This window comes from Pseudomonadota bacterium (assembly GCA_039818985.1).
In the GTDB taxonomy this organism is placed as follows: Bacteria; Pseudomonadota; Alphaproteobacteria; order Sphingomonadales; family Sphingomonadaceae; genus Alterisphingorhabdus.
Genome location: JBCBSU010000001.1, coordinates 225524 through 249708, shown reverse-complemented (window position 1 = coordinate 249708; position 24185 = coordinate 225524). Strand labels below are relative to the sequence as shown.

Here is a 24185-nt window from a genome sequence, read left to right as displayed (position 1 = left end):
GTCTCTCCATGGTGCCGATTCTGCCTGGTCCGGCATAGCATGCAAATGCGGCATGAAAAGCGGATATAACCGAGAAAGGGATGGATGATATAGCACCACCTTGATACGATTGACGCAATGAAACTGACTCTCCCGCCCATCATTATGGCCTGCCTGTTGCTCACCGCCTGTTCGGCCGCGACCGACAAGGACAATGTACCCGGGGATACCAGCGACAAGCGGCCTTATGACGGTATCGCGGCGGATGCGGTTATCCATCTCACCGGCAATGAGCCATTTTGGGGTGGTGAAATATCGAGTGACAAAGATGCCGCGCCGGAGACGCTGCTTTATACCACGCCGGACAATCCCGAAGGGGACCGGGTGACAGTTAAGCGCTTTGCCGGACGCGGCGGTCTGTCGTTCAGCGGTACTTTGGCAAGCGAACGATTGACCCTGGTGATCACCCCGGGCCAGTGTTCGGACACCATGTCGGACCGCGTCTATCCTTTCGTGGTGACATTGCAGCTCGGCGATGAAATCCGCTCCGGCTGTGCATGGACCGATAACCAGCCCTTTACCGGACCGGAGGCACCATGAGCGGTCTGCCGCCCCTGCCCGACAAGCAGGTCCTGCTGGCGCGGGTCAAGCCGGGCCGTGCTCATTGGGACCGGTCTTTCCGGCCACCCGGGGTCGAGCAGGCAGGCAAGGGTGAGGAATCGGTATGGGACTATCCACGCCCACCGATTATGGCGGGCGATATTGGCGGGCTGGATGCGCATATCCGGGTGATGCACGGCGATACGCTGATCGCCGAGACCCGGCGACCGCTGATCGTCAAGGAGACGGCCGGCGCGCCGGTGCCCTATATCCATCCCGATGATGTGGGCACCGCATTGCTGCAGCCAAATGATGGCCTGTCGGTATGCGAGTGGAAAGGGGTCGCGGTCAGCTATGACCTGCTTCTCGACAATGGCACCCGGATTGCCGATGCCGCCTGGACCTATCCCGATCCGTTTGACGATCTTGCAGAAGGCTATACCGCAATTGCCGGCTGGTTCGCTTTCTATCCGTCGAAACTCGCCTGTTTCGTCAAGGACGCCGGTGGCGAATGGGAAAAGGCACGCCCCCAGCCGGGCGGCTTTTACGGCGGCTGGATCATTGACCGGATAAAGGGACCGGTAAAGGGCGCAGGCGCCACCGGGCAGTGGTAAAGGTACCAGGGAGACGTATTTGACTGGCCATAACGCGTGGTGCCTGCTAACCGCCAGTCAGCTGACGTCAGAATTTGTGACGGGCCCATGGAGATGACGCGCCATTGAGGGATATTTTCCCAACGGCCTGTCAGCAGAATTGATCCCTTTCAGAGACTCAACGACTTACGCGACCTGTCCTGCACAATGGTGTGCCAGGCCATATATTGCTTCCTGAAAGGAAAACGAACATGCCAACCGGCAAAGTAAAATTTTTCAATACCGACAAGGGCTATGGTTTTATCGAGCGCGAAGATGGCGCCAGCGATGCCTTTGTCCATATTACCGCAGTGCAGGCCGCCGGGATGCACACATTGCAAAATGACCAGCGGCTCAATTTCGATCTTGAGACAGGCCGCAATGGCAAGGAAAGTGCGGTCAATCTAAGCAACGCCGACTAGTGGAACTCGCTGGCCGATCCCGCAAGGCGCAGCCCGGCTGGGTCGGCCACGACTTTCGCTGTATACCCTAAAACAGCCCCGGAATTTCCCGCTGCGCCGGTGTTGGCGCCTCGGGAAGCAGCAATTCGCCCGACACTCCGCCCGGAACAGGAACAGATTGCCCGCTTTGCCGTGCTGTGCTGCCCTCAACTGATGCGGTCGCACCGGATATCGGGGTGCAGCTCTCGCCCCGCAAGAAGCTCAGCGCCTGGGCAATCGACGCTTCACCGCTATTGCCGAGCGGTGTGGAAAAATCGTCACTGGCGCGACAGGTGGCATCCATCACCCCGGCCAGCCCGTTGAAATAGTCCCCCTCGCGATCGGCATTCTGGACCTGAAAGGCAACTACACGCAGCCGGTCATCGCATTCCGCCCGGTCACGGGCAATCTGGCCCACCGGCTTGCCCGATGTATTGCTGCCGATCAGGCCGATATCGGCGCCGAGATAGGGAATGAAGGCATTGGTAACCAACTCGCTGGCGGAGGCGGTGCTCGACGTAGCGATCACCGCAATTTTTACCGGAGAGATCGACTGGGGTTGCGGCGCAAAATTGCGCGTCTCGTTAAACTGTGACTGCGAGGGGCGGAATACAGTGAACGAGAAGATGTCCGAAGGAAAACGATTGCCGCCAAGGAAATCGCCGAAAAGCTCCGCTGTCGATACCAGGCCGCCGCCATTATAGCGCAGATCGAGAATGACCTCGGTCACGCCCTCGGCGCGGAATTGGGCAAAAGCGTTGCGCAGCGCATCATCGGCGGTATCGATAAAGGTGCGCAGATTGACATAGCCGACGCGGCGACCACCATCGGTGAATATCTCCACCCCGAAACGCGGCGAGATGGGTGGTGTGTCAAATTCCGCTTTGGTCACGGTGCTGGTGACAGTGTTGCCGGCGGCATCACGGAAGCGCAGCACCCGCGCGGTGCCGCTGGTCGACGGCCCCAATGCAGCAGAAACACCGCCGCTGCCATCGCTGGCGATAATCTCTGAAACATCGCGCAGATTATTCATGTTGGTGCCGATCGCCAGCAATTCGGTACCGCGATCGAGACCGGCCGCCAGTCCCGGCGCGCCTTCGATCGCATCGATGATGGTAACGCTGCCCGCTGCCGCATCGATCGACAGACGAATGCCGAAGCCGGCAGTCGCACCTGAGGCGAAAAAGGCATTTTCCTGCTCGATCGAGGTGATGAAGGTGAAAAAGCGATCACGCCCCTGCGCCCGGGCCGGGGCAACCAGCGCGTCAATATAAGCCTGGACGGTGGAAAAATCATCGGGGTTGACATTTTGCGCCAGCAGGTCGGGGAACAGGTAGAATTCGTTGAGCTGCTCCGCCACCCAGTCCTGCCGCGCACGCAACGAACAGGTCTGGTTTGTCGGTGGTGGCGAGGGGGAGGGGGAAGGGCTTGCGGTTGGTGGGGAACCGGCCGTTGGCGGACCCGATCCACCATCGCCACCGCAAGATGCCAGCATTGCGGCCATGGCCAAAAGCGCGCCTGTACGTTTTACCATATATGCTCCCCAGGCCTGTCGATGCTCATCGCTTTACCTGTCCATAAGCGATTGCAACGTCGCTGTCATAACGTTCCGCCCGCGAAACCGAAGGTAAAATCTCATCCCAGCGCGAGATAGCGCACATATTCGCCCGTTGCGACGGCGGCGGCACCCGCCGGGCGATGCAAAAGCGCATTGGCGGCGACAAGCGGTCGCAACAGGCTGCTGTCCTGATCGTCTGCCGCAGCGATGATCCGCTGCCCTTTGCCGTTGTCGCTGACAATGGCCCGGGCAAAGGTCTCACGCGGGCCATTGGCCGGGAGCGCTTTCGACGCCAGCGCCGATTGCAGCGGCAGATCGGCACTGACCGCATCGCCCGCCATATGTTCCACCGCCAGACGGACCAGCAGCTCGGCGGTGACAAAGGCCGAGGCCGGATTGCCCGGCAGACCGATCACCGGCATGGTGCCAAATCGGCCAAACCATGCTGGCTTGCCCGGTTTGACCGCCATGCGGCTGAAAATCTCTTTGCCACCCCCGGCAGTGAAAGCGGTGCGGACAATATCATGCGGCCCGACCGAGGCACCGCCGGCAATCACCAGCAGGTCATGGCCCTTCGCCTGGTTCAACACGGTCGCCATCGCCGCTGCATCATCGCCGCCACGCCCCTGCCACCCGATACTGCCGCCCCAGACGGCAATCTGCGCCGCCAGCCCGTCACCATTGCTGTCATATAACGCACCGGAGCGCAGCGCCTCGCCCGGCTCGCACAGTTCATCGCCATTGGTGAGGATGGCGACACCCGGACGACGATAGACCGCAACCTTGTTGCGTCCGGCTGCAGCGCACAACGCTATCGCTGCCGGGGTGAGGCGGGTGCCGGCGTCGAGAAGCAATGCGCCGGTGCTGAAGTCACGGCCCCTGGCGCGGATAAAGCCATTCGCCGCCTGCGCCACGGTTGCGACCAGCGTGTCGCCGTCGCACTCGGCCTCTTCCTGGATCAGGATATGATCGGCTCCCGATGGCAGCCAGGCGCCAGTGGATATGCGCACCGCCTCACCCGGCCCTATCGCGCGGTCAAAAGCGTCTCCCGCACGGGCTTCACCGATAACGCGAATCGCATTGCCGACATCACAATCCTGCAGCCGTACCGCATAGCCATCCATGGCGGAGATATTTTCCGCCGGCTGGTCATGCCGGGCGATGATATCCTCCGCGAGAACTCGCCTGGTCGCATGAGCGAGCAACACGGTTTCCACCGGCAGGCGTGTCAGCGCATCAAGGATATGCTTCCGCGCTTCGGCAAGGGTAATCAGGCGGCTCACAAAGCCGCTTTGGCCCGTTGTGCCGCAGCCGCCTTGGCCAGAGTCGCAGCGCTGTCCGGGGCGAAGGTCAGCATCTTGTCATGGACCGGCAGCATCGCCCTGTAGTCCTGATCACCAAAGACTTCGGCATAGACCGGGTCGGCAGCATCGAGACCACCGGTCAATGCCCCGAATGCCGGCATGATCAGCAGCGTCTCACTCGCCATATAGCAGCGGCGCGACACCATCCGGCCACGATTCTGTATCCGCAGCTTGGGGTGATAATGGCCGCAAATCTGCGGCCATGACGCGCCACTATCGGGTTGGTGACAGAGCAGGATATTGTCGAGGGTCCAGTGCTCGACCACCTGCCCGCCCCAGCAGCCGTCAAGCTGTTCATCATGATTGCCGGTAATCCAGTGCCAGTCGACCCGCTCCGTCAGCGCCCGCAGCATCATGGCGGCATCGTCTTCGAGCCGCGCCTCACCAGCGCTGTCATGATAATTGTCGCCCAGCGACCAGACAGAACCGACATCAAGCGTATCGACCAGCCATGCCAGCCGCTCCAGCGTCGCCCGGCTGTCATAGGGCGGCAACATCTGCCCCGATGCGGCATACCAGCTGGCCTTTTCCAGATGCAGGTCCGCCACCAGCAGCGCGTTCTGGCGCGGCCAGTAAAGTGCATCATCGGCCAGTGCATGAAATGTCTCACCGGCAAAGGAGAAGCATGCGAACGAAGGGTGAACCATCGCTCCGATATGCGCGAGCCACGCGGCAATGGCAATGGCCGAACCCGACCGTCAGGGATTTTTTCCTGCACATAGTGAACCATTTGGGCTGTGCCCGCCTCTTCTCTATAGATCCATGGCAAAAGGGAGGAGACATGACCGAGCATCTGCGCCCGAAACTGCGCAACGCGATGCAGAATCTCCTCGTTGCCAGGGCACGGCTGGACGGCAAACGCGGCTGGGATGCGCTGTATCGCTATTGGCAACCGCGCTTTCTGGGCTTTGCCATTCGCCGCACTGGCGACAGGGAAGTGGCGCGCGACGCGCTGCAATCGGCATGGATCGATATTTATCGCGGGCTTGCCAGGCTCAAGGATGATCGCGCCTTTGCCGTCTGGGCCTATCGCACCGTCAACCGTCGCTGCCTCAAGGCGATGGCGAAGCAGGCGAGGCATGATGCCGCAGCCGATCCAGGGCTGACCGATAGTGCCGTCACGGACGATCCGGGTGACCGCGCGATCACAGAGCTTGATCTGGGGCGAGCGATTGACCGGCTGTCACCCGGGCATCAGACGGTATTGACGCTGTTCTATCGTGAAGGCTTTCGCGTCGCCGAGATCGCACTGGCGCTCGATATAGCCGAAGGGACGGTCAAGACCCGGCTGATGCATGCGCGCAACCAGCTCAAGACCATGATGCAGGACGAGATTGTAAAGGAGACTGAAAATGGACCAGTTTGACAAGATGATCAGTGAGACGCTGACACAGGAAGAACAGGCGTTGATGGAAGAATTGCGTCATGAACCAGGCTATTTCGCCCAGGCCTTCGGGATGTTCCGCGGCACCGCATCATGGGTTAACTGGGTGATCATGATTGTCCAGTCGGTAATGTTCCTGGTTGCGGTGTGGATGAGCATCGAATTTTTCAACGCTGACGATGCGGTGAGCCAGCTACGCTGGGGCCTGCCCGCAGTGACGCTGCTGGTGGTTGGCGGAATGCTGAAAATGTCGCTTATGCCGGTAATGCAAGCCAATCGGATGCTGCGCGAATTGCGTCGGCTGGAGCTGCTGCTGGTGCAGCAGCGCGGCAGTTGATTTGGGGAGAACCCTCGTCTTCAGAGGAGGGGCTCAAAATCTACCGCCACTGGAAATATCCCGCATCGGACGATATAGCGCGGCGCATGACCGACAGCCCATCACAAAAAGACCGCTATTGCGTCGCCGCGCTCTACCATTTCGCTCCGGTAACGGATCGTAAGGCGCGGCGCGAAGCCTTGCATGACCTGTGCGCCAAACAGGACATTAAGGGCACGATGCTGATCGCCGATGAAGGGGTCAACGGCACCATAGCCGGGGATGATGATGCGGTGGCGGCGGTAATTGCCCATATCCGTGACTGGCCCAGCTTTGACGCTCTGGAAGTCAAATATTCGCGTGCCGATGCCCCGCCTTTCCTGCGCATGAAGGTGCGGCTCAAATCCGAGATTGTCACCATGGGCGTCGCCGGAATCGATGCCGCCAATGACAAGGGCGAATATATCGCGCCAACCGAGTGGAATGACGCGCTGGCCGATCCCGATACGGTGGTGATCGATACCCGCAATGACTATGAAGTGGCGATCGGCAGCTTTGACGGAGCGGTCAACCCGCAGACACAGAGCTTTCGCGACTTTCCCCGCTGGTTCGACGATTTCGCGGCAAAACTGCGCGAACAGGGCAAAGAGCCGCGCATCGCCATGTTCTGCACCGGCGGCATACGCTGCGAAAAGGCCACCGCCTATGTCCGCAACCAAGGCTTTGACGATGTGGTGCACCTCAAGGGCGGCATATTGAAATATCTCGAACATGTGCCTGAAGTGGAGAATCGCTTTGACGGCGCCTGCTTCGTCTTCGATGAGCGCGTCAGCGTCACCCATGGCCTGAAGCCCGGCGAACATGTGCTGTGCCGCGCCTGCCGCACGCCGCTGACGCCCGAGGAAACGCGGCATCCCGATTATATTCCCGGCGAGCAGTGCCCGCATTGCGCCGACAGCCGCGACCAGGCGCAAAAGGCGCGCTATCGCGAACGCCAGCGGCAAATGACGCTGGCAGCCCAGCGCCGGCAACAGCATCTCGGCCAGCGAATGGCACAGCCGCAAAAGCCGGAAATAGCGGATGAACTCTGGGAAGTCCTGGGTTCGGGTGAGGAATGAGCGAGCCACGCCCGATACTCTACAGCTTTCGCCGCTGCCCCTATGCCATGCGCGCACGGATGGCACTGGTTATTGCCGGCATATGCTGCGAACTGCGCGAGGTCAGGCTGAGCGACAAGCCCGAAGCGATGATCGCCGCCAGCCCAAAGGCAACGGTGCCGGTGCTGGTGCTTCCCGACGCCAGCAATGACGAAACCGTCCTTGAGGAGAGCCTGGCGGTGATCCGCTGGGCGCTGGGGCGCGATGACCCGGAGGGCTGGCTGCAGGCCGGGCCGGAGGACGCGGTAAATGCGCTGATCGCCGCATGTGACGGCCCGTTCAAGCACCATCTCGACCGCTATAAATATTATACCCGCTACGACAATGCCGACCCGATGATACACCGCACCGAAGGCCAGGCGTTTCTCGAAAGGCTGGAGACGCAACTGGCGAGCCACGGTCTGGAAGCGGGACAAAGCCAGCTTTTCGGCGTGGCGCGCAGCCTCGCCGATATCGCCATCTTCCCCTTTGTCCGCCAGTTCGCCAATCACGACCGGGGCTGGTTCGACACCCTGCCTCTGCCGCATCTTCATGCTTGGCTGGCGGGCCATCTCGCCAGCGACCTGTTCGCCACCGCGATGCAAAAAGAACAGCCGTGGCAGCCCGGCGATACGACCATTACTTTCCCGCGAATGGCGGCCTAAAACGCCTGCCACTGCATTACCATTGTCTCACCTCAGATAGAGGCATAATATTTCCCAGGAAGAGGAGGGGAGACAGGATATGCTGAAACACACATTTGCGGCGCTGGCCGCTAGCGCGCTGACCATGGCACCGGCTCAGGCGCAGATGCGGATGTCTGCGGATACCGCCGATGACGTCGATTGCATTATCGCGCTCAGCACCATCGATGATGGCGGCGCCACCGACGATATCGAGACCGCGGCAATCTATTTTTTCGGTAAACTCAATGGCCGCAATCCGGAACTCGATCTGGAAGCCGCGATCCGCGCCCGCTTTGCCGCGCTAACCGATGAAAATGCGTCATTCGAGGCAATCGCGCTGGAATGCAGCGCCGAGGTCGTCGAGCAAGGGCAATATCTGGAATCGGTCGGGCAAGCGCTGAGCGAATAAGCCCGCGCCGCCGGCATGTGTGCCTGAGATAAAGCGTCAGTAGCGCTTGTCCTGATACCGCCGCGCGCTGCCGGGGACATCGAACAGCACCCGGCGTTTCTGGAAATCGATCGCGACGCGGTCGAACCGCCGCAACGCGGACATGCCGAGAAACAGCGCCGGTTTGTTCTCCAGCCCCAGCGTCCGGAATGGCGGGGCATCGGCAAAGGCGATGCCGATATGCGAAAACTGCGCCCGACCGATACGGAAATCCTTGGCGACGCCGGAATCGGCGATGATCGTCTGGCCGGTCACGGCGAACAGCTCCGCCTGGAAATCGGTGCCCTGGGCACGGCGGCCGAACAGCCGTTTCTGCAGCGCCCGGTTGCCGATGCTCGACTGCGCCCCGGTATCGATCACCACGGTGACGTCGATCCCCGAAATGGTGGCGTCGGTCAGGATCAGCTGGCCCGATTTGCGCCGCCCGGTGACGATGATCTCATAGCCGCGGTTCGAGGCCTCACCGACATCCTCTATCTCGATCTGATTCTTGCGGAAGTCGAACAGGATGCGCTGATTCTGCAGCCCGTCGAGTCCCAAAATGCCATCGGCGCCAATATCCTCGGTCAGCAGCAGCGGCGCGATCACGCCGCCATAATTTTGCTGGCCGACGGTGAGGTCAGGGAGATAGGCGGTATCGACAATCTTGTTGCCAGCAATGCTCTGCAACCGCACCTGCTCGACAAATTCGAGTTCGAGCTGCCCGGCAAGATCGGTCGAGACGACGCTGCGCTCCGACCCGGTATCGATGAGGAAGCTATAGGGGCCCTGCCCATCAATGGTGACCGGCACCGTCATGCGATAGACGGGATCGATCTCGACGGCGACGACATCGACATCCGAAGCGCTGCTGTCCGTCGACGCAGTCTGGTTGTTGCTTATCTGATCCTGAACCGGAATACCGCTGCCACTGGCGGACAATAGCGCCATTCCGAACGCGTAAAATATATTATGCACATCCTGCTCCTGTGTGGCGATGCTAGGCGAAATCGCGGACAACGGCAATATTTGCAGGGGCGGAACGAGTTTTTTCCAGCCTTTTCAATCGCCCCGCATCGCCGCTTCGGCGAGTGTTTCCGCCTCCAGCAGCAGCGCATCATCGGCAGCGCCCTGGGCCACGGACTCGCGCCCGATCATTGTCAGCACAGGTACCGCCATGGGGGTAACCCGGTCGAGATCGACATGGAGGATGGTGTCCTGGGCGCGGTCGAGCAGGTCGCCGAGCCGACCGACATCGGTCATCTTTGCGCGGGCATCGGCCCAGGCCGCCTGCATCAGCACATGGTCCGGCTCATATTTCGCCAGCACATCGAAGATCAGGTCGGTGGAGAAAGTCACCTGTTTACCAGTCTTGCGCTTGCCCGGATGCTGGCGCTCAACCAGCCCGGAAATCACCGCCACCTCGCGAAAGGCGCGTTTCAACAGATAACTGTTCTCGACCCATTGGGTGAATTCATCGGCGAGGATATCGGCGGAGAACAAGGCACCAGGATCGCTTATTGGCTGAAGCCCGTACACCGCCAGCGCATAATCATTGGCGACAAAGCCCAGCGGTTGCAGGCCCCTGTCCTCCATCCGCCGGGTGATCAGCATGCCCAGCGACTGATGCGCATTCCAGCCCTCAAACGGATAGCACACCATATAATGGCGCTGGCGGTGCGGAAAGGTCTCGACCAATAGCTGCCCCGGCTCGGGCAGGGTCGAGCGCCAGTCCTGCATCTCCAGCCATTCGCGCACATCATCGGGGAAGCGGACCCAGCCGGTGCGATCGGTCAGCAACCCGCGCACCCGGTCAGCCAGATGCGTCGTCAGCGGCATGCGCGCGCCCATATAGCTGGGGATCTGCGCCGCTTTTTTGGTCGCCTTTACCAGCACGTCCATATCCTTGATGCGCTCGACCTCGAGACTCATGCCGGAGAAGAAGAAGGTGTCTCCCGGCGATAGCTGGGCGGCGAAATTCTCTTCCACCTTTCCGAGCTTGCGACCGTTCTTGAACCGTATCTCGAGCATCGGCACATCGACAATCGTGCCGGCATTGAGCCGGTGCTGCGCCGCGAAGCGCGGATGCGCCAGATGCCATGTGCCGTCCGCCTCGCGTCTCAGCCGCTTGAACTTGTCATAGGCGCGCAAGGCATAGCCACCATTTTCGACAAAGCGCAGCACCCGCGCAAAGGCCGCATCATCATAGCCCGAATAGGGCATGGCCGCGCGCACCTCGTCGCGCAGCGCATCCTCATGAAACGGCCCGGCACAGGCCACCGCCATGACATGCTGCGCCAGCACGTCGAGTCCGCCTTCACGAAAGCCTTCGCCATCGCGCTGGCCCGCACCCACGGCATCGAACGCTGCCTGTGCCTCAAGATATTCAAACCGGTTACCAGGCACCAAAATCGCCTTGCTGGCTTCATCGAGCCGGTGATTGGCGCGACCGATACGCTGGAGCAGACGCGACGAACCCTTGGGCGCGCCCATCTGGATGACGCAATCGACATCGCCCCAGTCGACCCCGAGATCGAGGCTGGCCGTGGCCACCAGCGCCCGCAATTCGCCGCGCGCCATGGCGCTCTCGACCTTGCGGCGAGCCTCGACCGACAGCGAGCCATGATGCACCCCGATCGGCAGCGCCGCCTCATTGAGCTCCCACAGACGCTGGAAGATAAACTCGGCGAGGAAGCGGGTGTTGCAGAAGACGATGGTGGTGCGGTTGCGCGCGATTTCCTCAAGTACCTGAGGGATGGCATAATGGCCGCTATGGCCCGACCAGGGCACCCGCCCTTCGGGCAGCATGATGTCGAGATCGGGATCGGCCCCTGCTTCGCCATGGACCAGCGTCACCCTGTCAATATCGCCATGCGGCGCGAGCCAGGCGCGATAGCCATCGGGATCGGCCACCGTTGCCGACAGTGCCACGCGCTGCGCATCCGGGGCCAATGTACCAAGGCGCGCCAGCGACAGCGCCAGCAGGTCGCCGCGCTTGCCCGCAGCAAAGGCATGGACTTCGTCGACAATCACCCGATTCAGACTGGCGAACAGCGCTGCGCTTTCGGGGTAGCTGAGCAACAGACTGAGCGATTCCGGCGTGGTCAGCAATATCTGCGGCGGCTTTTCGCGTTGGCGCTTCTTGCGGTCCGAAGGCGTGTCGCCGCTGCGTGCCTCGATACGGATGTCGAGACCCATTTCGGCGACCGGTGCGGTCAGATTGCGCTGAATATCATGCGCCAGCGCCTTCAATGGCGACACGTAGAGCGTGTGCAGGCCCTCATGATCGCGGCTCTCGATCAGTTCTGCCAGCGTCGGCAGGAAACCGGCCAGTGTTTTGCCCGCACCGGTCGAGGCGACCAGCAAGGCATGGCGGTGCTGGCGTGCGATATCGAGCATCTCCAGCTGATGCCGACGCGGCTCCCAACCACGCGCGGCGAACCATTCGGTAATGGCATCGGGAAGACAGGAAACGGGATCGGACACCCGCCCTATGTCGCGCGCGGCATGGTGATAATCAAGCACCGCAGCACATTGGCTGGGCCTAATGCAGCGGCACACCTTCCACGGTAATCCGATGCATCAGCCGCCTGTGACCATGATAATCGTTCATCGCATAATGCCAGGTCGAGCGATTGTCCCACATCGCCAGCGACCCCGGTTCCCAGTGGAAGCGGAAATGAAAGCGCGGCTGCATGATATGGGCATAGAGTGTCTGCAGCAATTCGGCGCTTTCTGTCTCGTCCATATCGACAATGCCAATGGTGAAAGCCGGGTTGACGTAAAGGCCCTTGCGGCCGGTCACAGGGTGATGCAGCACCACCGGATGCACTGCCTGCTGCCCCGCTTTTTGGGCATTGCCGAAACGGTCACCGATTTCCTTGGCATAATCCGACTCGTCACCGAAGATATGCGCGTTGCTGTGCAGCGCGTTCAGTCCGTCCAGCCGCGCCTTCATGGCATCATCCAGAGCATCATAGGCAGCGGCCATTCCGGCGAATAGCGTATCGCCACCGCTGGGTGGTGTCTCCAGCGCATAGAGGATCGAACCCATGGCCGGCACTGCGTCATAGCTATGATCGGTGTGCCAGCCACCGCCAATATTCACGGTCTGGTCGGGTTCCTTCAACACCTGGGCAATTTGCGGATAATCCGGCACTGCGGCGAAAAAGCGGTTGATATTGATCGCACCCCAGCGTTCGGCAAAGGCGATATGGTCTTCGGGTGCCAGTTGCTGGCCGCAGATAAACAGCGCGCCATGGTCGGCAAAGGCCTGCTGCATGGCGGCAAAATCGGCATCGTCCAGCACGCGCACATCGACATCGCTGACCATGGCGCCGACTGCGTCCGATGCAGGTTCAATATGCATCCTCTCCCTCTCCTCTATTGCGGGCCTTTATTCTCTGACCCGTCTGGTCGCAAATTTGCCATGGATTGCCTTTCTGCACCAGCGTTTTGCGCCGATGCGTACGGCTTCATGACAGTTTCCCATTGCCAAAAGGCCAGAACATCGTCAGCGTGCCGCGCCAACAATATCGCGAAAACAAGAGGTATGTGATGACCCTTCCCGACAGCTATATGAAGATGTACTCCACCCTGCATTCCAATGGCACGCTGACCATGGACATGTCGGAAGAGGCGATGCCGCAGCCCAAAAGCGGCGAGATTCTGGTCCGGGTCGAGGCCACACCGATCAACCCCTCGGATCTGGGTGTGATGTTCGGCTGGGCCGATATGAGTGGTGCCAGAACCGAAGGCAAAGCCAGTGACAGCGTGCTTTCCATGCCGGTGCCGCAACAGGGCATGGGCGTCATGAAGGCACGGATCGACCAGCGGCTCGCCATCGGCAATGAAGGCGCGGGCACTGTGGTCGCCGCCGGCGATGATGATTATTCGCAAAGCCTGATGGGCAAGACCGTCGCGATCATGGGTGGCGGGATGTACGGCCAGTATCGCTGTGTCCCGTCGATGATGGCGCTGCCGCTCAAGGATGAACACAGCGCGCGCGACGGCGCATCGAGCTTCGTCAACCCGCTGACCGCACTGTCGATGGTCGAGGTGCTGAAAATGGAAGGGCACAAGGCGCTGGTGCATACCGCTGCCGCCTCCAATCTCGGCCAGATGCTCAACCGCATCTGCCAGGCTGATGGCGTCGATCTGGTCAATATCGTGCGCAAGCAGGAACAGGTTGATATGCTGAAAAGCATGGGTGCCAAATATGTTGTCAATTCCTCCGATCAGGATTTCCTGGCCCAGCTGACCGATGCGGTGCACGAGACCGGCGCGACTCTGGCCTTTGACGCCACGGGCGGCGGCACGCTGGCCTCGGACATATTGACCGCAATGGAAATGGCCGCAGCACGAACGCCGAGCGAATACAGCATTTACGGCTCCACCACGCACAAGCAGGTCTATATTTATGGCGGCCTCGACACCAGTGCGACGATACTGACCCGCAGCTATGGCTTTGCCTGGGGCATTGGCGCGTTTCTGCTGCCCAATTTCCTCGCCAAGGCGGGCATGGAGGTCGCCGCCCGGTTGCGCGCGCGAGTCGCTGAAGAGCTGACTACCACCTTTGCCAGCCACTATACCGACAAGATTTCCATGATCGACGCACTGCAGGTGGATATTGCCCAGCGCTATTATGCCAAAACGACGGGTGAGAAATTCCTGATCCTGCCGCAACAGGGATTGCAGTCTTGACGGTCTATATCATCACCAGGCTGAACATCCATGATCGCGACAGCTATGATCGCTATCAGGACGGTTTCATGGAGGTATTCGAAAAGTTCGACGGCACGCTGCTCAGCGTCGACGAGGAACCGACAGTGCTTCAGGGTGAATTTGCCGCAACCCGCTCGGTGCTGATCGAATTCCCGTCCAGGAAACAGGCAATGGCATGGATGACCTCACCCGAATATCAGGCGATTGCCAAACATCGTATCGCCGGCAGCACCGGCGATACGATCATGGTGAAGGCGCTTGACCCTGAGGCGGCACTTCCCAGCGGCTGATCGTCGCGCTGACCCGGTCAGGCGCTGATGCGGTTGGCGCCCGCCATGACCCGGTGTTTCTGGTTCATCACCATATTGGTCGAGCGTTCGCGGATGGTCTCCAGCCCGAGCCATTCGGCCTCGGCCATTTCCGGCGTCAGCGTCACCGTCATATAGCCACGATGGCTTGTGTCCGCCCATGTGAGCTGGTCATTGGTGCGCATCAGTGCGCTGGTAACATCCTTTGGCGAAACGCCCGGTGTATAGCTCTCAAATCCCGGTGATGACACGCTGTGCGTCGCGAATTCGACGCCGGCCGCGCGGCCATCGACATCCAGATCGAAGGCCCAGCCATTATGGCTGTCACCCGACAGCACTATAAGGTCCGAATTGCCCTCCATGGCGGCGGTCAGATGCGCCGCGCGCGCCACCGGATAACCATCCCATGAATCCATATTGAACGGCAGACCTGCCTGCGACGCCGCCACCCCGCCCAAAGTGCGGTTGCGGACATAATCGGGGGCATTAGCAGGCACCCAGCCCATCGCCTCGGGCGGCAGTTTGAGCGAGCCCATGACACATTGCTGACCCCAGACCTGCCAGGTGGTGCCACCGGCCTTGGATGCCGCAAATGTCTGCGACAGCCAGCGACCCTGCTTCTCGCCCAGCATCGAGCGACCGGGATCCATCCATATATCATCCCGGAAGGCAGCCAGCTTGGCGGCAAGCTCTCCCTCGCCTGCAAAGGCATCGGCCAGATCCACCTGCTGATCGCGCCCGGCCAACCGGCTTTCGGTCATGATGATCGTCGCCAACTGGCCGATATCATAAGCCGCCCAAAGGTCGCCGCCATCATCAAGATCGCGCACCGGCATCCATTCGCGATAGACCCGTTCGGCGATAAGGCGACGCGCCTGATAATCGCCCTCGTCCGGCTGGTGGTTCTGCGCCCCATTTTTCCAGGCGTCATTGGTGATTTCATGGTCGTCCCACATTGCCAGCATCGGAAAGCTCTGATGCAGCCGCGCGAGATCGGGGTCGGCGCGATAAGCGGCGTAGCGCAGCCGGTAATCGGCCAATGTCAGCATCTCGGTATCGGGCTGGATCACGCGGCCGGGCAAAGCCTGTTCGAGGGAAGGGTAGGTGCCGACAGGATATTCGTAGAGATAGTCGCCAAGATGCAGCACCAGGTCGAGATCCTGCCGCTCGGCGGCATGGGCATAGGCGTTGAAATGGCCAAAAGGCAGGTTGGAGCAGGAGAATACGCCCAACCCGAAGCGCGCCACATCACCAACAGGCAGGGTGCGAGTGCGGCCGACGCAGGATGTGCTGCCATCAGGGGCGACAAAGCGGTAGAAATACCAGCGATTGGGCTGGAGGTCGCGCACTACGGCCTTGGCGGTAAAATCGCGCTCGGCCCGCGCCACGGTGGAACCCGCCTGTCGCGCATTGGCGAAATCGGCGCTGTCGGACAATTCGATGTCAAGCTTGCTGTCGCCGCTGCCGACATAGCGCGTCCAGAGCAGCACCGATGCCGGTTGCGGCTCGCCACTGGCAACGCCATGGGTAAAGCCGGACATGCGCTCAAAGGCGCGGGCGATATCGGGGCCGATGCCCGGCACCGCCAGCGCCGCCAAACCCATCGTGCCTGCCTTGAGGACAAAACGCCGATCCATCATACCGTTCATATGCATTCTCTCCCAAGATGCGATTGATCCTTTGCAATATGCTTTAGGCAGCGATTGCGACTAGAGAATGACTCTTGTCCATTCCGTTCGGGCTGAGCCTGTCGAAGCCCTGCTCTTCTTTTCAAGGCAAATACGGCCCTTCGACAAGCTCAGGGCGAATGGAGAAAAAGAAAACTAATCGCTCACCCCTACCAGATCATTCTTCTGCCCGTCGCTTTCGATAATGACTGTCCGACCCATCGGCTCGCGCGCCGTGTCGGTGAGCGCGGCAATCACCGCAGCAGCACGCTCGTCACGCGGGGTCGAGGCGAGTATCCGCGCCTCACCCATGCGAGCGATAACCACTGCGCGCTCTGCATTGCCGCGCTTATAGCCAATGGTGTAGCTTTCGATTGTTGCTGTACCGCTTTGGCTGATCCGCTCCACTTTGGACTGCGCATCGACCTGTGCCTGGGCCGGATTATCGTCATGGACCGTCCAGCCGGTAACCGGGCGGGCCGAATAGATCCCCACCGCTTCTTTGCTGAGAAAACCGCCATTGGCGAGCACCAGCCCATAGCTGTCACCGTCATCGCGCAGCCGCTCAACCATGGTGGCGATAGCATGCATCGAATAATTATTCCCCGCACCGCCGAAAAAGGGCAGTCCACCGGTGACAGTCAGCGGCTGGGCGTTTTCGTCGAGGCCCAGCGCTTCGGCGGCGATACTGACCGCGCAGGGGAAGCAGCTATAGAGGTCATAATGACCGATATCGCCTGTCGCGAGACCGGCACGGTCCAGCGCTGTTGCCAGCGCCGCTTCCATCGCCAGCGAGCGCGACAGGTCAGGCCGCCGGGTGACCAGATAGTCCGCCGCCTCGGATGTCCCGTGCAGATAAATCCATTTGACCGGATCGACGCCCAGCCGCTTCGCCTCACCCACAGTGGTCAGCACCAGCGCCGCACCCTGATTCACCGCGTCCTGGGCCACATGCCATTTGAGATAGGGATCGGCGATCGGATAGTTGTCCGCCGAGGGAGTCGCCAAAAACGCTTCGTCAAATGTGCGGTCGAACTGGGTTTGCGGATGGGTTGCGGCGACCGCCGCAAAACCGGCCCAAAGCCGCGACATGGCGGTCAGATGCGCAGCCTGATCGCGCCCCAGCCGATGGCGCAGCGCATGCTCAAAATGCGGATAGGTGAGCGGCGGTGCACCCAGGCCATTGCCCAGCTCATAACCGTCGAGCAGCATCGAACCCCAGCCTCTGTCCTCCGTAGGGTTTCTGGCCTCGATCTCACCGCTATGCTCGTCCGACCAGTCGAGCTGCACTCCGCCGCGCAGCGCCGTCTTCATCGCCGCAGTCGCCTCGGCCCCGGTCAGCAACACCGCCCTGGCCTCGCCGCGATGCAGCGCATCGGCAAATTCATTGACCAGCGCCTGCGGCACATTGCCGCCGACATGGCTGTAAATCGCCCGCGCCGGAGACAGACCACAGCGCGCTGCAACCGCATGCGGCAGGGATACGCACTGGTCAAAAGGATGGTGATCGCCAGGCATGGAATCGGGGAAGATACGCACTGCGGTCAGGACATCGACAGCATCACCCACCGCATCCGCCACACCGGTATCGGCAAGCGCCCTCTGCGTCGCTTCGGCCATCAGCCCCTGAGGCGATGGCGCCGCGTCGGCGTCTTGGCCATCCCAGCGGTGCATGACCTGTCCGGCACCAATAATGATCGGGGTGGTGTCGCTGTCCATGCTTATTCCTCAACCGATATATTTCCGGGCGGAACACTAGCCCGGGCGCAGCGAAGCGCAACCATCATCGATCATGGCCGGATAATCAGCGCAACAGGCCCTTTGTGCCCAGCACCATGGCATTACCCGAACGGCGAAAGCCCAGCCCGCGCAGCCCGAAGGCCAGCTCTTCACTTAAACCTTCTATTGCCAGCTCGGCACGATAACGGCCATCAGGCTCGACCCGGAAGCTGAGCGTCTCCAGCCCCGATTGCCCTGCACCGCGCACCATCAGGGCATCACCATCGCATTTCAGGGTGCCTCGCAGACCATTTTGCGCGGCAAAACGCCCGACCCAGCTGCTCAGCACCAGCTGGACTTCGCCCGAGGCGGACTGACAACGGCCTTCATCGAGGTCGACAGAAATGTTGCTGAGCCGCGCCGCCGAGAGCGGCAGGCGTCCGGCTATCCGGTCCAGCGGAATGTCGCCATTGGCCTCGCGCACCACCAGATGCCCGGTCCCACCGCCAAGCATCGCAGCAAAGGGCTGTTCCCCGGCGGTACTGGTCAGGCCTTCCGGACGCGTCACCGCCACCATCGGCGTGGCCAGTAGGGAAGCCGGTTGCAGCGCGGCATCGAACGTCCCCAGAGGGATGTCACGAAACCGTGTATCGATCAGCCGTCCGGACCAGATGCTGCCCTGAATGTCGCGCGCGGCGAGGCCTCGCTCACCCAGATTGCTCCATTCCAGCGCCAGCCGCATCGGCAGAAAAGCGATCAGCAGAGCCAGTCCGAAGAGCAGCACCAGCAACAGGACAAGACGAAAGGGACGGATCATGGTCGCCTGCGTTTCCGCCGCTATTGCGGCTTTATCCGCATCAGATCGGCGCGCACCGCGACATTGCCCTGCGCGATTGGCTGCATAGACAGTTGCTGCACCACCACACCCTGCTTCTCCAGTGCCAGCAGCCATTGCATCAGCGCAGTGGCATTCGCACCGCTAAGGGTGATTGTCGTCATGTCACTGCCACCGGCAACATTGCTCTCCAGCGCAAAACCGCGCTCAGCGGCATCGGCGCTGATCTGGGTTGCCAGTGGTCCGTTCGATACCGGTGCCCGGGGCGGTGGTGCTTCGGCCAGCAGGTCAAGCCGCGCCTGCACCCCGGCAGCACGCAGCGCCGTCTGCCTATAGCTGGTCTCGGCATTCCAGCTGCCCAGCCATAACGGTCGCACTACACCATAGAACAGCGCCGTCAGCGCCAGCAGCGCCGCCAGCACGCCGATCAGTATCTGCTCGCGCAGCGTCAGCGCAGTGAACCATTGTTTTATACCGTCCATCAGCCGCGCACCGTCAAATCGATCACCGTGGCGCCACCGGCTTCCTGTCGCTGGGTGGCGGTGATGGTATAGCCCTGCTCCTGCAAGGGCAGCAGCAGCTGGTTCATCGTGGCGTTGTCGGGTGCCGCCACCACGGCGGTCAGCATGCCATCGGCGCGATAGCCCAGGTCCCTGATGGTGATATTCTCCACGCGCTGGACAATGGCAAACAGCGCTGCGGCCGGTGCGCTGAAAATACGCGGGCCAGTGCCCCGTTCCAGCAAAGCGGCGTCGACCTGCTGTTCGGCGCTGTCGAGATCGGTGACGCTGGGTAGCACCTGCTGCGCCTGACTGACTGTCTCCTCGACGACACTATCGGTGGCGGCCTGATAGCGCAGCAGCCGGATCCCCGGAATCAACAGGGTCACGACCACCAGCACCGCCAACAGTCCGGCGATGATCCGCTTCTCCTCCGGCGCGAGCAAGGAACGATCAACCTTTTTGGCAAAGCCGCCCTGGCGCAGATCGGGGAGCGCCCGCTCCGACAGGCTGCCCAGCGCCGCGACTACAGCATCTTCATCCATCGTTTCGCTTGGCCGATCGCCGATCAGCAATTCGCGCAGCGCCGGATCATCCTCGGCGGCGATGGCGGGTGCGCGCAAAAAGCCATAGGGACCGAGCGTGAAGCGGAAACACTCCTCACCATGGCGTGGCACCACCAACGCTGCCGGGAGGATATGGTCGGGGTCGAGACCGATGGCCTTACAGCCGGATAGCACCGCATCCAGCGTCGCGCTTTCGATCACTACGGTCTGGACATGATGTGCCATCGCATCATCGTCCTGGCCGCTCTCGGTTACGAGGGCACTGACATGCAACGCATCATCGTCACCGATGCTGTTTTCCAGCGCCGCCATGCGTGCCGCCGCCAGTGCCTGTGGCGCGGTGATATCGGAGAAGCGATGCCTCGCCACGGCACAGATGGTGGCAGGCAGCAGCAATATCACGGGCCCGATATCCTGCTCGGGTGAGCGGCTCGCTGCGGCCAGCACATTGCCGCTCTCGCCATGCTGCACGCACTTGCCCTGGACACATTTCCACCACGCGAAACGCATTGCATCACCGCCATCGGCCGCATCATCATGCGGCAGCGGCAGGATGATCAGGCTGTCGGTCTCACCGGTCAATGCTGACCTCCCCCAGATCATTGACGCTGATCGCTGCTCCCGTTTGGTCATTGCGCAGCTGTACCGTGATCGCCCGGCTGGGCAGCCCTGTATTGTCGAAAGCCAGACGCTGCATGCCTTCATCGGGCAGCACAGCCTGGGTACCATTGCGCCAGTCATCGCGGGTGACGCCGCGCGCATTCATCGGCTGCCAGCGGCCATCGACGCGCTGTTCGAAGCCATAGCCCGAGGGTCTGACCCACAGGGCAATGGGCTGACCGCCAACCACGGCGAGATCGCGCGCTGCGGCAACCCGCGCCGCAAACCGGTCGGCATCGGCATAGAGCGTCCGCTCGCTACCGGGCAGCGCGAAGATCACCGCCGCCACCCCAAGGCCGATGATCGCAATCACCACCAGCAGTTCGATCAGGGTAAAGCCGCGCTCTCGCTGAGGACAGGAGGCGGATTTACTCGTTGGCATAGATATCCGCGTTCAGATCGGTGCCACCCGGGGCACCATCGGCCCCCAGCGAATAGACCGCATAGGGCAGGCCATTGGGCCCGGGGGTGACATATTGATAGGGGTTGCCCCAGGGATCATTGGGCAGATCGCCACGAAAATAGCCACCCGGCGGAAAGCGGGTATTGGCGCCCAGCGAGGCCGGTGGTGTTTTCAGTGCCGCCAGACCCTCATTGGTACCGGGATAGCGATTGGTGTCGAGCCGGTAGAGTTCAATCGCCTGTTCGAGTTGCTTGATATTGGCGCGGGCCGAGGTCACCGAGGCGGTGTCCTGTGCCGGCAGCACGTTGATCGCCACAATCGTCGCCAGCAAGCCAAGGATGAAGATCACCACCATCAGCTCGACCAACGAAAAGCCGTTGCGCTTTTTCTTGTTCTGCGGGCGTTTGCCCTCCTGCATATGCTTCGCGACTGTCTTTATCATATCCCTATTCCCATTATATCCCTGCCAGATCCTGCAGCTGCAATATCGGCAGCAGAATCGACAATATGATGATCGCGACCAGTCCGCCCATTATCACGATAATCGCCGGTTCGAGCAAGGACAGGACGGTGCTGGTAAAATTTTCAAACTCGCGCTCGAGATAGTCGGCGGCACGCTCGAGCATCAGATCGAGCTGGCCCGATGCTTCGCCGCTGGCGGTGAGATAGACCAGCAGTGGTGGAAAATATCCGGCATGGCGCAACGCGCCGGAAAGGCTGCCGCCGCCGCGAATGCGCTCGACAATCTCGTCGAGCGAGCGCCGCAAAACCGTGTTCCGCACGGTGCGGCTGGTGAGCTGCAGGCCATCGAGCAGCGGCAGGCGGCTGGCTACCATGGTCGCCAGCGTCCGCGCCAGGCGTGCCGCATGGACATCACGGATCAGCCGGCCGATAAAAGGCAGGCGCAGCAGCATGCCATCAAAGCGATAGCGAAATACCTCATTCTTCAACGCCTGGATCAGTACCAGTGCGGCAATGATAAGCAGTATCAGCAACAGCCACCACCAGCCGGAAAGAAAATTCGAGATGCCGATAACGATGTTGGTTATGGTCGGCAGGCCATCATTTTTGCCGGCATTCTGGAACTGTTCGACGATGCGCGGCACCACCGAAACCATCAGGCCGATAACCACCGCAACGGCAACCACCGCCAGCGCCGCCGGGTAGGCCAGAGCGGCAATGATCTTGCCACGGATCGCCGCCTGTTTTTCCAGCAGATCGGCCAGCCGCTCGGTAATGCCCGGCAGGCTGCCCGAGCTTTCACCGGCGGAAATCATCGCCCGATAGACTGGCGGGAAGCTTTTTGATTCGCGCCGCATCGCATCGGCCAGGGTCTGCCCCTCGACAACACCATTATGCACATGGCCGAGCACCGTGCGCACATCGGCACGCTCGCTCTGACGGCTGATGGTGGCGAGGCTTTCCTCGAGCGGACTGACTTGCATCAGCGAGGAAAGCTGGCGGGTGAACAGCATCAGCTGTTTGGATTTCAGCTTCGGCTTGCGCGACAGGCTGATACCGCCGGATGCTTCGGCACGCCTGACCGCTGCCTGCTCCTCCAGCCGCATCACCAGCAACCCGCGTGCCTTTAGCGCAGTACGCGCCTCAGCGATGTCGCTGGCTTTCAGCACACCCTTTTTGTCGCGACCATCGGGATCGACAGCGGCGAAGCTGAACTTAGCCATCATCGCCTTCCCGACGCGAAATACGGATCGCTTCCTCGGCGGTGGTTTCGCCGCTGCGTACCAGCGCGCGTGCCGCCGAACCGAGATTGGGGGTATTGAGGAAGGCATGGCGCGCAATCAGCGTCTCATCGCCGCCACTGTTGATCAGCTTGCGGATCGTGTCGTCGATCTTCACCGCCTCGAAAACACCGATCCGGCCCTGATAGCCGGTATGGTTGCACTCCGGACAACCTTTGGGGCGGAAGACCACTGTGCCCTGATCGAAACCCAGCAGCGATGCGGTGCTGCCATCCGACTGGACCGGTTCGCGACAATGCGGGCACAAACGCCGCACCAGCCGCTGCGCGATTACCGCGCGCAGCGTCGAGGCGAGCAGAAACGGTTCGATCTTCATATCGCGCAAGCGCGTGATCGCACCGATCGCATCATTGGTGTGGACCGTCGACATTACCAGATGCCCGGTCAGCGAGGCCTGCACCGCAATATCGGCGGTTTCGCGGTCGCGGATTTCACCTATCATCACCACATCGGGATCCTGACGCAATATCGCGCGCAGTCCGGCAGCAAAGGTCAGCCCGACCTTGGGGTTGACCTGGGTCTGGCCGACACCTTCTACCGCATATTCGACCGGATCTTCGACGGTGAGCATATTGCGTGAGCCGTCATTAAGCTGTTTCAGACAGGCATAAAGCGTGGTGGTCTTACCTGAACCGGTGGGGCCGGTGACAAGGATGATGCCATTGGGTTCGGACAGCGCCTCCTGCATGATTTCATGCACCCGTGGGCTCATGCCCAGCAGGTCGAGGCTGATATTGGCATTTTCCTTGTCGAGAAGACGCATCACGACGCGCTCGCCGACCCGGCTGGGCAGGGTCGAGACGCGGACATCAATCAGCTTGCCGCCAATGGTGAGACCGATACGGCCATCCTGGGGGATGCGCCGCTCGGCAATATCGAGCCGCGCCATGACCTTGATCCGGCTGACGATCACCGGTGCGACATGCGGCGGCATGCGCAGCTTCTCGGTCAGCACACCGTCGACACGCATGCGGATCACCAGACCGGTCTCATAGGGTTCGACATGGATATCCGACACGCCCTGGCGCGCAGCATCGGCGATGATGCCGTTGATCAGCCGGATCGCCGGGGCATCGTCCGAACTGTCGAGCAAATCTTCCGCCGTCGGCAAGGTATCGGCGAGATCATCGAGACTCTCGCCCGAAGCGCCGATAGACTGGGCCATGGCAGCGGCATCACCATCCATGGCGTAACGATCGGACAGATGCCGGTCGAAATCGGCCTGAGGCGCGAATTCGACATCGAAGGGCCGCGCCAGATAGCGCCGCACCTCGATCAGGACCAGCGGGTCGGCGCCTTCGCGCAGGGCAATCTGGATGCGGCCATTGTCCTCGCCGACAATGACGATGCCATGCTGTTTGGCAAAGCCATAGGGAATGTCGACAACCGGCTGACCGGTGGCACCCTCATCCATGGGATCAGGCGTATCCAGCACCAGCGCTTCGTCGGTATCACTTTCTTCACCCTTACGAATCTGCATCTCCTGCCTCGCTTTCGGCGCGTAACTCGCGGTCTATT

The 24185-nt window shown here is 61.2% G+C and carries 25 protein-coding genes; 10 read left to right on the top strand and 15 right to left on the bottom strand.

Annotation, left to right across the window (positions count from 1 at the left end):
* The first annotated feature begins 117 nt into the window (after positions 1 to 117).
* The 3 genes from AAFX04_01015 (at position 118) to AAFX04_01005 (ending at position 1633) form a co-directional block, all read left to right on the top strand.
* Entirely contained in the window at positions 118 to 579 is a 462-nt protein-coding gene (locus AAFX04_01015) for a hypothetical protein (GenBank protein ID MEO1044000.1), read from the top strand.
* Positions 576 to 1193 carry a DUF427 domain-containing protein gene (locus tag AAFX04_01010; protein MEO1043999.1) on the top strand — a complete coding sequence of 206 codons (618 nt, stop codon included), beginning with the start codon at positions 576 to 578 and terminating at the stop codon, positions 1191 to 1193. Before AAFX04_01015 ends, AAFX04_01010 begins: the two co-directional genes overlap by 4 nt.
* 230 nt (positions 1194 to 1423) lie before the next feature.
* Complete coding sequence (locus AAFX04_01005; GenBank protein MEO1043998.1) at positions 1424 to 1633, top strand: cold-shock protein; 210 nt, start codon at positions 1424 to 1426, stop codon at positions 1631 to 1633.
* Positions 1634 to 1700: 67 nt separating this feature from the next.
* Here AAFX04_01005 and AAFX04_01000 read toward each other — a convergent pair whose 3' ends face one another.
* The 3 genes from AAFX04_01000 to pdeM form a co-directional block, all read right to left on the bottom strand.
* The gene (locus tag AAFX04_01000; GenBank protein ID MEO1043997.1) at positions 1701 to 3185 is read right to left on the bottom strand and encodes a S41 family peptidase; all 1485 of its coding nucleotides are present in this window, start codon (positions 3183 to 3185) and stop codon (positions 1701 to 1703) included.
* 101 nt (positions 3186 to 3286) lie between these two features.
* On the bottom strand, positions 3287 to 4492 hold the full coding sequence (locus AAFX04_00995) for a molybdopterin molybdotransferase MoeA (protein ID MEO1043996.1): 1206 nt from the start codon (positions 4490 to 4492) through the stop codon (positions 3287 to 3289).
* Entirely contained in the window at positions 4489 to 5220 is a 732-nt protein-coding gene (gene pdeM, locus AAFX04_00990) for a ligase-associated DNA damage response endonuclease PdeM (GenBank protein MEO1043995.1), read from the bottom strand. The genes AAFX04_00995 and pdeM overlap by 4 nt, the downstream gene beginning before the upstream one ends.
* A 134-nt stretch (positions 5221 to 5354) precedes the next feature.
* On the opposite strand from pdeM, the gene AAFX04_00985 reads away from it, so the two are divergent.
* The 5 genes from AAFX04_00985 (at position 5355) to AAFX04_00965 (ending at position 8504) form a co-directional block, all read left to right on the top strand.
* A complete protein-coding gene (locus AAFX04_00985) occupies positions 5355 to 5939 on the top strand; it encodes a sigma-70 family RNA polymerase sigma factor (protein MEO1043994.1) in 585 nt (194 codons plus the stop codon).
* Positions 5926 to 6294: a DUF6768 family protein gene (locus AAFX04_00980; protein MEO1043993.1), complete on the top strand. Its 369-nt coding sequence runs from the start codon at positions 5926 to 5928 to the stop codon at positions 6292 to 6294. The genes AAFX04_00985 and AAFX04_00980 overlap by 14 nt, the downstream gene beginning before the upstream one ends.
* A gap of 86 nt (positions 6295 to 6380) precedes the next feature.
* The gene (locus tag AAFX04_00975) at positions 6381 to 7391 is read left to right on the top strand and encodes a rhodanese-related sulfurtransferase (GenBank protein ID MEO1043992.1); all 1011 of its coding nucleotides are present in this window, start codon (positions 6381 to 6383) and stop codon (positions 7389 to 7391) included.
* Positions 7388 to 8074 carry a glutathione S-transferase gene (locus tag AAFX04_00970; GenBank protein ID MEO1043991.1) on the top strand — a complete coding sequence of 229 codons (687 nt, stop codon included), beginning with the start codon at positions 7388 to 7390 and terminating at the stop codon, positions 8072 to 8074. Before AAFX04_00975 ends, AAFX04_00970 begins: the two co-directional genes overlap by 4 nt.
* A gap of 79 nt (positions 8075 to 8153) precedes the next feature.
* A complete protein-coding gene (locus AAFX04_00965; GenBank protein MEO1043990.1) occupies positions 8154 to 8504 on the top strand; it encodes a hypothetical protein in 351 nt (116 codons plus the stop codon).
* Between the two features lie 36 nt (positions 8505 to 8540).
* Here AAFX04_00965 and AAFX04_00960 read toward each other — a convergent pair whose 3' ends face one another.
* From AAFX04_00960 to AAFX04_00950, 3 genes are all read right to left on the bottom strand, one after another.
* Complete coding sequence (locus AAFX04_00960; protein MEO1043989.1) at positions 8541 to 9500, bottom strand: aspartyl protease family protein; 960 nt, start codon at positions 9498 to 9500, stop codon at positions 8541 to 8543.
* 84 nt (positions 9501 to 9584) lie between these two features.
* Positions 9585 to 12008 carry a ligase-associated DNA damage response DEXH box helicase gene (locus tag AAFX04_00955; GenBank protein ID MEO1043988.1) on the bottom strand — a complete coding sequence of 808 codons (2424 nt, stop codon included), beginning with the start codon at positions 12006 to 12008 and terminating at the stop codon, positions 9585 to 9587.
* A gap of 58 nt (positions 12009 to 12066) precedes the next feature.
* Positions 12067 to 12891 carry a TauD/TfdA family dioxygenase gene (locus tag AAFX04_00950; protein ID MEO1043987.1) on the bottom strand — a complete coding sequence of 275 codons (825 nt, stop codon included), beginning with the start codon at positions 12889 to 12891 and terminating at the stop codon, positions 12067 to 12069.
* 188 nt (positions 12892 to 13079) lie between these two features.
* Here AAFX04_00950 and AAFX04_00945 point away from each other — a divergent pair, with 188 nt between their 5' ends.
* Both AAFX04_00945 and AAFX04_00940 read left to right on the top strand, forming a co-directional pair.
* Complete coding sequence (locus AAFX04_00945; protein MEO1043986.1) at positions 13080 to 14225, top strand: zinc-binding dehydrogenase; 1146 nt, start codon at positions 13080 to 13082, stop codon at positions 14223 to 14225.
* Positions 14222 to 14536 (top strand): DUF1330 domain-containing protein, encoded by a 315-nt coding sequence (locus tag AAFX04_00940; protein MEO1043985.1) that lies wholly within the window; start codon positions 14222 to 14224, stop codon positions 14534 to 14536. Before AAFX04_00945 ends, AAFX04_00940 begins: the two co-directional genes overlap by 4 nt.
* Before the next feature lie 17 nt (positions 14537 to 14553).
* Here AAFX04_00940 and AAFX04_00935 read toward each other — a convergent pair whose 3' ends face one another.
* From AAFX04_00935 to gspE, 9 genes are all read right to left on the bottom strand, one after another.
* Complete coding sequence (locus AAFX04_00935; GenBank protein ID MEO1043984.1) at positions 14554 to 16203, bottom strand: alkaline phosphatase D family protein; 1650 nt, start codon at positions 16201 to 16203, stop codon at positions 14554 to 14556.
* Positions 16204 to 16377: 174 nt separating this feature from the next.
* Complete coding sequence (locus AAFX04_00930) at positions 16378 to 17940, bottom strand: acetyl-CoA acetyltransferase (GenBank protein MEO1043983.1); 1563 nt, start codon at positions 17938 to 17940, stop codon at positions 16378 to 16380.
* 85 nt (positions 17941 to 18025) lie between these two features.
* Complete coding sequence (gene gspN, locus AAFX04_00925) at positions 18026 to 18757, bottom strand: type II secretion system protein N (GenBank protein ID MEO1043982.1); 732 nt, start codon at positions 18755 to 18757, stop codon at positions 18026 to 18028.
* Between the two features lie 20 nt (positions 18758 to 18777).
* Positions 18778 to 19257 (bottom strand): type II secretion system protein GspM, encoded by a 480-nt coding sequence (gene gspM, locus AAFX04_00920; protein ID MEO1043981.1) that lies wholly within the window; start codon positions 19255 to 19257, stop codon positions 18778 to 18780.
* Positions 19257 to 20423 (bottom strand): type II secretion system protein GspL, encoded by a 1167-nt coding sequence (gene gspL, locus AAFX04_00915; GenBank protein ID MEO1043980.1) that lies wholly within the window; start codon positions 20421 to 20423, stop codon positions 19257 to 19259. The genes gspM and gspL overlap by 1 nt, the downstream gene beginning before the upstream one ends.
* Complete coding sequence (locus tag AAFX04_00910; GenBank protein MEO1043979.1) at positions 20413 to 20883, bottom strand: GspH/FimT family pseudopilin; 471 nt, start codon at positions 20881 to 20883, stop codon at positions 20413 to 20415. Before AAFX04_00910 ends, gspL begins: the two co-directional genes overlap by 11 nt.
* Entirely contained in the window at positions 20870 to 21346 is a 477-nt protein-coding gene (gene gspG / locus AAFX04_00905) for a type II secretion system major pseudopilin GspG (GenBank protein MEO1043978.1), read from the bottom strand. The genes AAFX04_00910 and gspG overlap by 14 nt, the downstream gene beginning before the upstream one ends.
* A gap of 13 nt (positions 21347 to 21359) precedes the next feature.
* The gene (gene gspF / locus AAFX04_00900; protein ID MEO1043977.1) at positions 21360 to 22589 is read right to left on the bottom strand and encodes a type II secretion system inner membrane protein GspF; all 1230 of its coding nucleotides are present in this window, start codon (positions 22587 to 22589) and stop codon (positions 21360 to 21362) included.
* Positions 22582 to 24081 carry a type II secretion system ATPase GspE gene (gspE, locus tag AAFX04_00895; GenBank protein MEO1043976.1) on the bottom strand — a complete coding sequence of 500 codons (1500 nt, stop codon included), beginning with the start codon at positions 24079 to 24081 and terminating at the stop codon, positions 22582 to 22584. Before gspE ends, gspF begins: the two co-directional genes overlap by 8 nt.
* Positions 24082 to 24185: the final 104 nt, after the last annotated feature.

What these genes read in the sequence shown, in the direction of transcription:
- AAFX04_00910 (MEO1043979.1), bottom strand. Translation starts at nt 20,883, where the DNA reads ATGCCAACGAGTAAATCCGCCTCCTGTCCTCAGCGAGAGCGCGGCTTT.
- AAFX04_00980 (MEO1043993.1), top strand. Translation starts at nt 5,926, where the DNA reads ATGGACCAGTTTGACAAGATGATCAGTGAGACGCTGACACAGGAAGAA.
- AAFX04_00975 (MEO1043992.1), top strand. Translation starts at nt 6,381, where the DNA reads ATGACCGACAGCCCATCACAAAAAGACCGCTATTGCGTCGCCGCGCTC.
- pdeM (MEO1043995.1), bottom strand. Translation starts at nt 5,220, where the DNA reads ATGGTTCACCCTTCGTTCGCATGCTTCTCCTTTGCCGGTGAGACATTT.
- AAFX04_00935 (MEO1043984.1), bottom strand. Translation starts at nt 16,203, where the DNA reads ATGAACGGTATGATGGATCGGCGTTTTGTCCTCAAGGCAGGCACGATG.
- AAFX04_01015 (MEO1044000.1), top strand. Translation starts at nt 118, where the DNA reads ATGAAACTGACTCTCCCGCCCATCATTATGGCCTGCCTGTTGCTCACC.
- AAFX04_00965 (MEO1043990.1), top strand. Translation starts at nt 8,154, where the DNA reads ATGCTGAAACACACATTTGCGGCGCTGGCCGCTAGCGCGCTGACCATG.
- gspG (MEO1043978.1), bottom strand. Translation starts at nt 21,346, where the DNA reads ATGATAAAGACAGTCGCGAAGCATATGCAGGAGGGCAAACGCCCGCAG.
- AAFX04_00945 (MEO1043986.1), top strand. Translation starts at nt 13,080, where the DNA reads ATGACCCTTCCCGACAGCTATATGAAGATGTACTCCACCCTGCATTCC.
- gspM (MEO1043981.1), bottom strand. Translation starts at nt 19,257, where the DNA reads ATGGACGGTATAAAACAATGGTTCACTGCGCTGACGCTGCGCGAGCAG.
- gspE (MEO1043976.1), bottom strand. Translation starts at nt 24,081, where the DNA reads ATGGATGAGGGTGCCACCGGTCAGCCGGTTGTCGACATTCCCTATGGC.
- gspN (MEO1043982.1), bottom strand. Translation starts at nt 18,757, where the DNA reads ATGATCCGTCCCTTTCGTCTTGTCCTGTTGCTGGTGCTGCTCTTCGGA.
- AAFX04_00985 (MEO1043994.1), top strand. Translation starts at nt 5,355, where the DNA reads ATGACCGAGCATCTGCGCCCGAAACTGCGCAACGCGATGCAGAATCTC.
- AAFX04_01005 (MEO1043998.1), top strand. Translation starts at nt 1,424, where the DNA reads ATGCCAACCGGCAAAGTAAAATTTTTCAATACCGACAAGGGCTATGGT.
- gspF (MEO1043977.1), bottom strand. Translation starts at nt 22,589, where the DNA reads ATGGCTAAGTTCAGCTTCGCCGCTGTCGATCCCGATGGTCGCGACAAA.
- AAFX04_00930 (MEO1043983.1), bottom strand. Translation starts at nt 17,940, where the DNA reads ATGGACAGCGACACCACCCCGATCATTATTGGTGCCGGACAGGTCATG.
- AAFX04_00970 (MEO1043991.1), top strand. Translation starts at nt 7,388, where the DNA reads ATGAGCGAGCCACGCCCGATACTCTACAGCTTTCGCCGCTGCCCCTAT.
- AAFX04_01000 (MEO1043997.1), bottom strand. Translation starts at nt 3,185, where the DNA reads ATGGTAAAACGTACAGGCGCGCTTTTGGCCATGGCCGCAATGCTGGCA.
- AAFX04_00950 (MEO1043987.1), bottom strand. Translation starts at nt 12,891, where the DNA reads ATGCATATTGAACCTGCATCGGACGCAGTCGGCGCCATGGTCAGCGAT.
- AAFX04_01010 (MEO1043999.1), top strand. Translation starts at nt 576, where the DNA reads ATGAGCGGTCTGCCGCCCCTGCCCGACAAGCAGGTCCTGCTGGCGCGG.